9 protein-coding genes are annotated in these 4,756 nt (G+C 58.5%); 2 read left to right on the plus strand and 7 right to left on the minus strand.

All coding sequences use genetic code 11. The features are described 5' to 3' along the window. The 5 genes from EN949_RS33065 to EN949_RS33085 all read right to left on the minus strand — a co-directional run. Positions 1-345, minus strand: a 345-nt coding sequence (locus EN949_RS33065) for a DUF1003 domain-containing protein (protein ID WP_127371921.1), incomplete at its 3' end; no start/stop codon positions are given. A gap of 40 nt (positions 346-385) precedes the next feature. Further along, positions 386-1,429, minus strand: coding sequence for an alpha/beta hydrolase (locus EN949_RS33070; protein ID WP_127366847.1), 1,044 nt, complete (start codon positions 1,427-1,429; stop codon positions 386-388). A gap of 247 nt (positions 1,430-1,676) precedes the next feature. After that, entirely contained in the window at positions 1,677-1,940 is a 264-nt protein-coding gene (locus EN949_RS37315; protein ID WP_164755114.1) for a DUF488 domain-containing protein, read from the minus strand. A 212-nt stretch (positions 1,941-2,152) separates the two neighbouring features. Then, on the minus strand, positions 2,153-2,434 hold the full coding sequence (locus EN949_RS37320) for a hypothetical protein (protein WP_164753914.1): 282 nt from the start codon (positions 2,432-2,434) through the stop codon (positions 2,153-2,155). A gap of 159 nt (positions 2,435-2,593) precedes the next feature. Then, entirely contained in the window at positions 2,594-2,878 is a 285-nt protein-coding gene (locus EN949_RS33085; protein ID WP_013525246.1) for a hypothetical protein, read from the minus strand. Between the two features lie 269 nt (positions 2,879-3,147). Here EN949_RS33085 and EN949_RS33090 point away from each other — a divergent pair, with 269 nt between their 5' ends. Further along, complete coding sequence (locus EN949_RS33090) at positions 3,148-3,378, plus strand: hypothetical protein (RefSeq protein ID WP_127366848.1); 231 nt, start codon at positions 3,148-3,150, stop codon at positions 3,376-3,378. A 21-nt stretch (positions 3,379-3,399) separates the two neighbouring features. Here the strand turns inward: EN949_RS33090 and EN949_RS36910 are convergent, their stop codons facing one another. Together EN949_RS36910 and EN949_RS33100 are read right to left on the minus strand one after the other, a co-directional pair. Next, positions 3,400-3,642, minus strand: coding sequence for a hypothetical protein (locus EN949_RS36910; RefSeq protein ID WP_127366849.1), 243 nt, complete (start codon positions 3,640-3,642; stop codon positions 3,400-3,402). 68 nt (positions 3,643-3,710) lie between these two features. Beyond that, positions 3,711-4,430 carry an SOS response-associated peptidase gene (locus EN949_RS33100; protein WP_127370394.1) on the minus strand — a complete coding sequence of 240 codons (720 nt, stop codon included), beginning with the start codon at positions 4,428-4,430 and terminating at the stop codon, positions 3,711-3,713. Between the two features lie 76 nt (positions 4,431-4,506). Here EN949_RS33100 and EN949_RS33105 point away from each other — a divergent pair, with 76 nt between their 5' ends. Continuing rightward, positions 4,507-4,740, plus strand: a complete 234-nt coding sequence (locus tag EN949_RS33105) for a hypothetical protein (protein ID WP_127367887.1) — start codon at positions 4,507-4,509, stop codon at positions 4,738-4,740. Positions 4,741-4,756 lie beyond the last annotated feature (16 nt).

Below are 4,756 nucleotides of genomic sequence, written 5' to 3' on the forward strand. Positions count from 1 at the left end.
ATCCAGTTCCGCTCGGCGCTCGCTGTGTTCGGCCATTCTGTTCTGATTGATCAGCACGAAGGTAGACAGGAAGATTGCCTCGACGGAAGCGACCATGGCCAGGATCACGAAAGTTGGGTCCCAAGCTGGGATGGCTGGTATCGCGCCTAGGTTTGCAAGGATCCAGGCGACGAGGATTGCGAGATGCAGATAGACGAAAATCATGCTCCCCGCGAAGCGCGAAATAGCGCCGGCAATCCGCACCTGAACGCTTTGGTGCTCCTCCTGTTGTCGCCTGTGCTCGAACAGTGCCTCTATGTTCTGGTGGAGCACCGACTGCGTGTTGGCTGGACGTTGGTCGCTCATTTGGAAAGCTCATTTGAACGACGATCTGGTGCAAGCGGCGTCACTTGTCGCCCGCCTGGAACATTTGCGGAGCCGGACCTGGCTTGAACTCGTCGGCACGCAGCTTACGTCGCTGCCGACGGTTCGATTGGGAAAGGGCGTGCCGTGCTGAAATCGTGTGCACCATACCGACTACTGCCTGCGGGGCGCTCTGATGAACCATATGGCCAGCGCCCGGAATCACCTCGAGGAGAGACCCACCAACTTCGCCATGCAGGCGCCGTGCATTCCGTTCCGCATCGAACAACCGGTCTCCAGATCCCGCCAGGATGCCGGTCGGTACGGAAATGTCCTTATAGCTGGCCTTCACCGACAGGGCCGCGGCCAGCATAGATGCTGACTCCGAACAAACCGCCCGCAGTTGGGAAGGGCGGCTGGCGGCATCCTTGGCGGATGCGGCGAAGTCGCTGGCGATCATAGCGGGTCGAAATATCTTTTCCATTGCCCAAGGCCAGGCAAGCCTCACAAGCAGCGGCAACAAGGTGTGGCGAAACCCCGTTCCGATCACCGGCAATGCCGGGAGTGCGGCCAGTGCAAGATCCAGCCGCGGTGGCGGATAGTAATAGCCTGAGACAAGCACAATGCCGGCGACCGATGAAGGATGCCTGCGCGCCAACTCGAGGGCGATCCAGGCTCCCCAGGAATGTCCAAGCACGAGATATTTCTTAATACCCAATCTGCCGGCGGCGGCATGTATGAGGTCGGCTTGGTCGCAAGCGGACCAGCGCCGGGTGCGCGAACGTGAGCTTCGCCCAAAGCCGGGACGGTCAAATGCGAGCACCCGGTAGGTCTTTGCCGCCTCATCGAAGACGCCGCTCGACTTGAAATCCTCCGCCATGGATCCATTGCCATGCAGGAGAAGCAGCGGCATGCCGGTTCCGGCTTCGATAAAATGCAGGCGCAGACCATCAATTGCCATCATACGTCCGCATGTCAGGCTGGCGATCGCACGTTTGGCGCGGATGGCGTTGTATCCCGCTAATGCCGCTAATGCAGCGACGGACAACCCGGCCGCTAGTTTCGCCCCGTCTCTGTCCAACGCCATGCGCGTGCCTTAGAAGCTGTCTGCGTGACCCAACCTTCGAGGTCACAGCTTGTTCCGCCACCCTGTGCCCGGCGCGGAAGGCTTTTCAACGCCTGGCGATCGCCATGGCCGCGATCTTGCAATGATCCATGCTTGCGTCCCGAGGAGATGCTCCCCGGGATAAACGATCGTTCCATCATCGCGCACACAGCGCCTGGCGTCAGGCTGGCCTCCTCGGCATGACCGGCCCAAGAGTATGCATGACGCGTCAGCCTTCTCCGAGCAGGTAGTCGGAAATAATGCGGCGGTGGCACCGCCACCAGACGGCTTCCGCGCACATGATTGGGCAGCGATGCCGGCTGCTAAGCTCTCGCAGTTCCGCCAAGCCTTTGGCGAACGGCTCCGCCGGTGAGCGCTGTCTGCTAACGTGGCTCTCTTTGGAAAAGTAAGCCCGCTGCCTGGGCGGGGGGCTTGGGGTTAGGCAGCGGGCTTCGTAGGCGATTAGGGGTTCAGACGAACCGAACCCACGCAAACGATGCTCTCAGAGTGTTAACGAGACCTTAACGAAGCTCGGAGCGTTTTACCAATCTTGGCGACCTGTGGATAACCCTCGCAGTTACGCGTTCAATGACAGAGTTGAGGTCCACGGCTTCGCGGTCCCCTGGACAGCGTATTTCGAAAGTTCAGCAAGGTGCATCTCATGTCTTTCGTCCATTGAAGCCCGCCCGCGAGAACCGTGGCCCCCTAGTGCGGATCCAGCCAAGATGATTTTCCCGCGTTCCTCGATACCCCGTTGTCTAATTGAATTGCTGTGTACTGCTCGGCGAGGTCGCTTCGGAATGGGCCTTTGTCAAAGAACTTGAGATTGCAGCCGATGGCATAGCCGACATGTTTCGGGCGAATCTTCAGATCATCCTTCGGCGCGCTGCGTTGATGCTCCGGAACGTCGCCGGCCTCCCGCCAGAGCCAGCAACACAGGACGCATTGAACTCCCTCGCCGCCGAGATGAACATCGGCCGGTATCATTCAGATCGTGCTGAGGGAGTGGCTACAAACGAATGCATATCTGCCAGTCCCGATGATTGACGAAAGCAACATGGCTCGCAAGGAAATGGCCCGCAGAAAAAGGCCCGTGCCTGACGGCCGGGCCAAATTTTGGGAACTACGCCTATAGAGCGGTTATTCTCAGCCGCCCATCTTCTTTGCCATGGCACAGAAATCCGCGTGCGACTTGTTGAGCGTGGTGTCGCCGCAGTCTTTCAGCACCGCCTTTTGTTCATCCGGTTTCATGGACATCCATGCGGTCTTGAAATCCGCTTCCGACCTCAAGGTTTTCATGCCGGCATCCGTGAAGAAAGGTGACATCTTTGCAGGATCATCGAGCGCGGAAGTGGTGCTGCTGCCAGCCAGCGCTGAGCCCGTCATCACTGCGAGCGCCATCGCGCCCATCGTAAGCATTTTGATGCTCATTTTTTCCTCCGTTAGTTCTACACGCGCAAATCGCGTGACCTGGGGAAAAAACGTCGGCGTCTGAACTCTGTTCCCCCATCTCGCCGATTCCGCATCGGCAGCCGTCTGACGCGCGCTGGTGTCGTGGAGAATGGCCGGTGCAGTGAGCAGTCCACCGTGCGGCGACGGACCACTGCGGCCAGCCTAAAGTGCGATCGGCAAACGCGGGCCCATTAACCACTTTCCTGGATAGATCGGACCCCAATGGGGATGCGGGGAGTTTACCTTGCATGGAAAATCACAAGCACAGATTCTATTGTCATATTGAGCGCGACGGATTGTGGGGAGTTTGGGATTGCGTCGCCAACAGGCCGGCAAGGTTGGGCGGCGGCGACCTTCTCGGGTGCACTGCCCAAAGGGCTGAAGCTGCGGAACGCGTCCTGACGAAAATTTACGACGGCGGACTTGATGCCGTCGCTATCCGCATCGCCGGCATTGTCAGTTCTGTGGGTTCGGCCTGATCGATCCCTGCCGCTAGGCGCTTACCCAGCCTTAGGGGGCAGCACCGGTCCAGTGGTGTTCCACCGGATGAACTCGACCTCTTTCCCGGTGACTTGCCGCACCGTATTCAACAGCACCTCGTGCAAGACGCGCGTCTGCCTGTAGTGGTCGCAATGTGGTGATATGAACGGCTTGATGATGCTTAGGTGCAGCGCTTCCGCTGCCACCAGGAAGCGCTCGATTTCAGCCTGTGATAACTGCTTTGAGGGTTTTGACCTAGCCATTGCGACACCTTTTGAGAGTCGCCCCACCTGAGGACAATATTCCTACCGCGAGCGTTCACTGTAAAGGCTCAAACGTCGAAAAGGTCGTTTGGTCCCACGCCAATTTCGTCAATGAGGTCCGGCGTGTTGTTTCGCGGGCTTCCGACCTTCCTGTCAATCGGCCACATCTTCATCAGTTCCGAAGGATATGGCTTCATAAGGTCGCGTGGATCCAGTTCCGGGCCGAGCCAGCGCATGTAATCGGCAGGCGCCAGAATAACCGGCATGCGATCATGGATCGTCGCCATCAACGTATTAGGCTCGCAGGTGACGACAGCGAAGGTCCGGATCAACTCGCCGGTGGCCTTGTCGGCATATTCTTCCCATACTCCAGCCATGGCAAAAGGCTCGTCATCCTTCATGGCGATAGCGTAAGGCTGCTTTTTCTTGCCCGAAACATCGAGCTTTTGCCATTCGAAATAGCCGTCGACGGGCACCAGGCAACGGCGCGCGGCGTATGCTTTTCGGAACATGCCGTTGCTGGCAATCGTCTCGCACCGCGCATTGACAGGCGGTGGCCGCCCGCCGCCATCGCGCGCCCAGCCGGGAACCAGCCCCCACTTCGCAGAAACGAAACCGGCCATGCTCGTGGAAAGCTCTTCACGTACAATGATTGGATAAGTCAGGCTGGGCGCGCCATTCCAGACCGGGAACCCGTTGCCCAAACGCTCAACGTCGCCAGGGTGCGCGAACTCGAAGCGCCGTACCATGTCCGGGATGGTCGATTTTACAAAAACGCGTCCACACATTTACGGTCGTCTCATTGACAAGGATCGAGGCCCGCCCAAAATGGGAACGGAGTGAGAACGAGTCAAGGTTGTTGTGATGCCGAAGAAGCCAAAGGACGTAATGCTGCCAGGAGTATCGGGCGTCACAATCGATATCGATGACCGTGACAATCCTAGGGTCTGCCTGGTCGGGCTGTTGACTGACGAGGGAAAGCGATCCTTCACATTGAACGAAAGCGGTGCCCGGATGATGGTGAAGGCGATGCACTCGTTTCTCGATCTCCTCGACGGATCTACCTCCGTGACAAAGCCAAAACGCCCGGCCAACTGAGAACACAGCGCATGAT

This window comes from Mesorhizobium sp. M7A.F.Ca.US.007.01.2.1, from assembly GCF_003998165.1.
Taxonomy (GTDB): Bacteria; Pseudomonadota; Alphaproteobacteria; order Rhizobiales; family Rhizobiaceae; genus Mesorhizobium; species Mesorhizobium ciceri.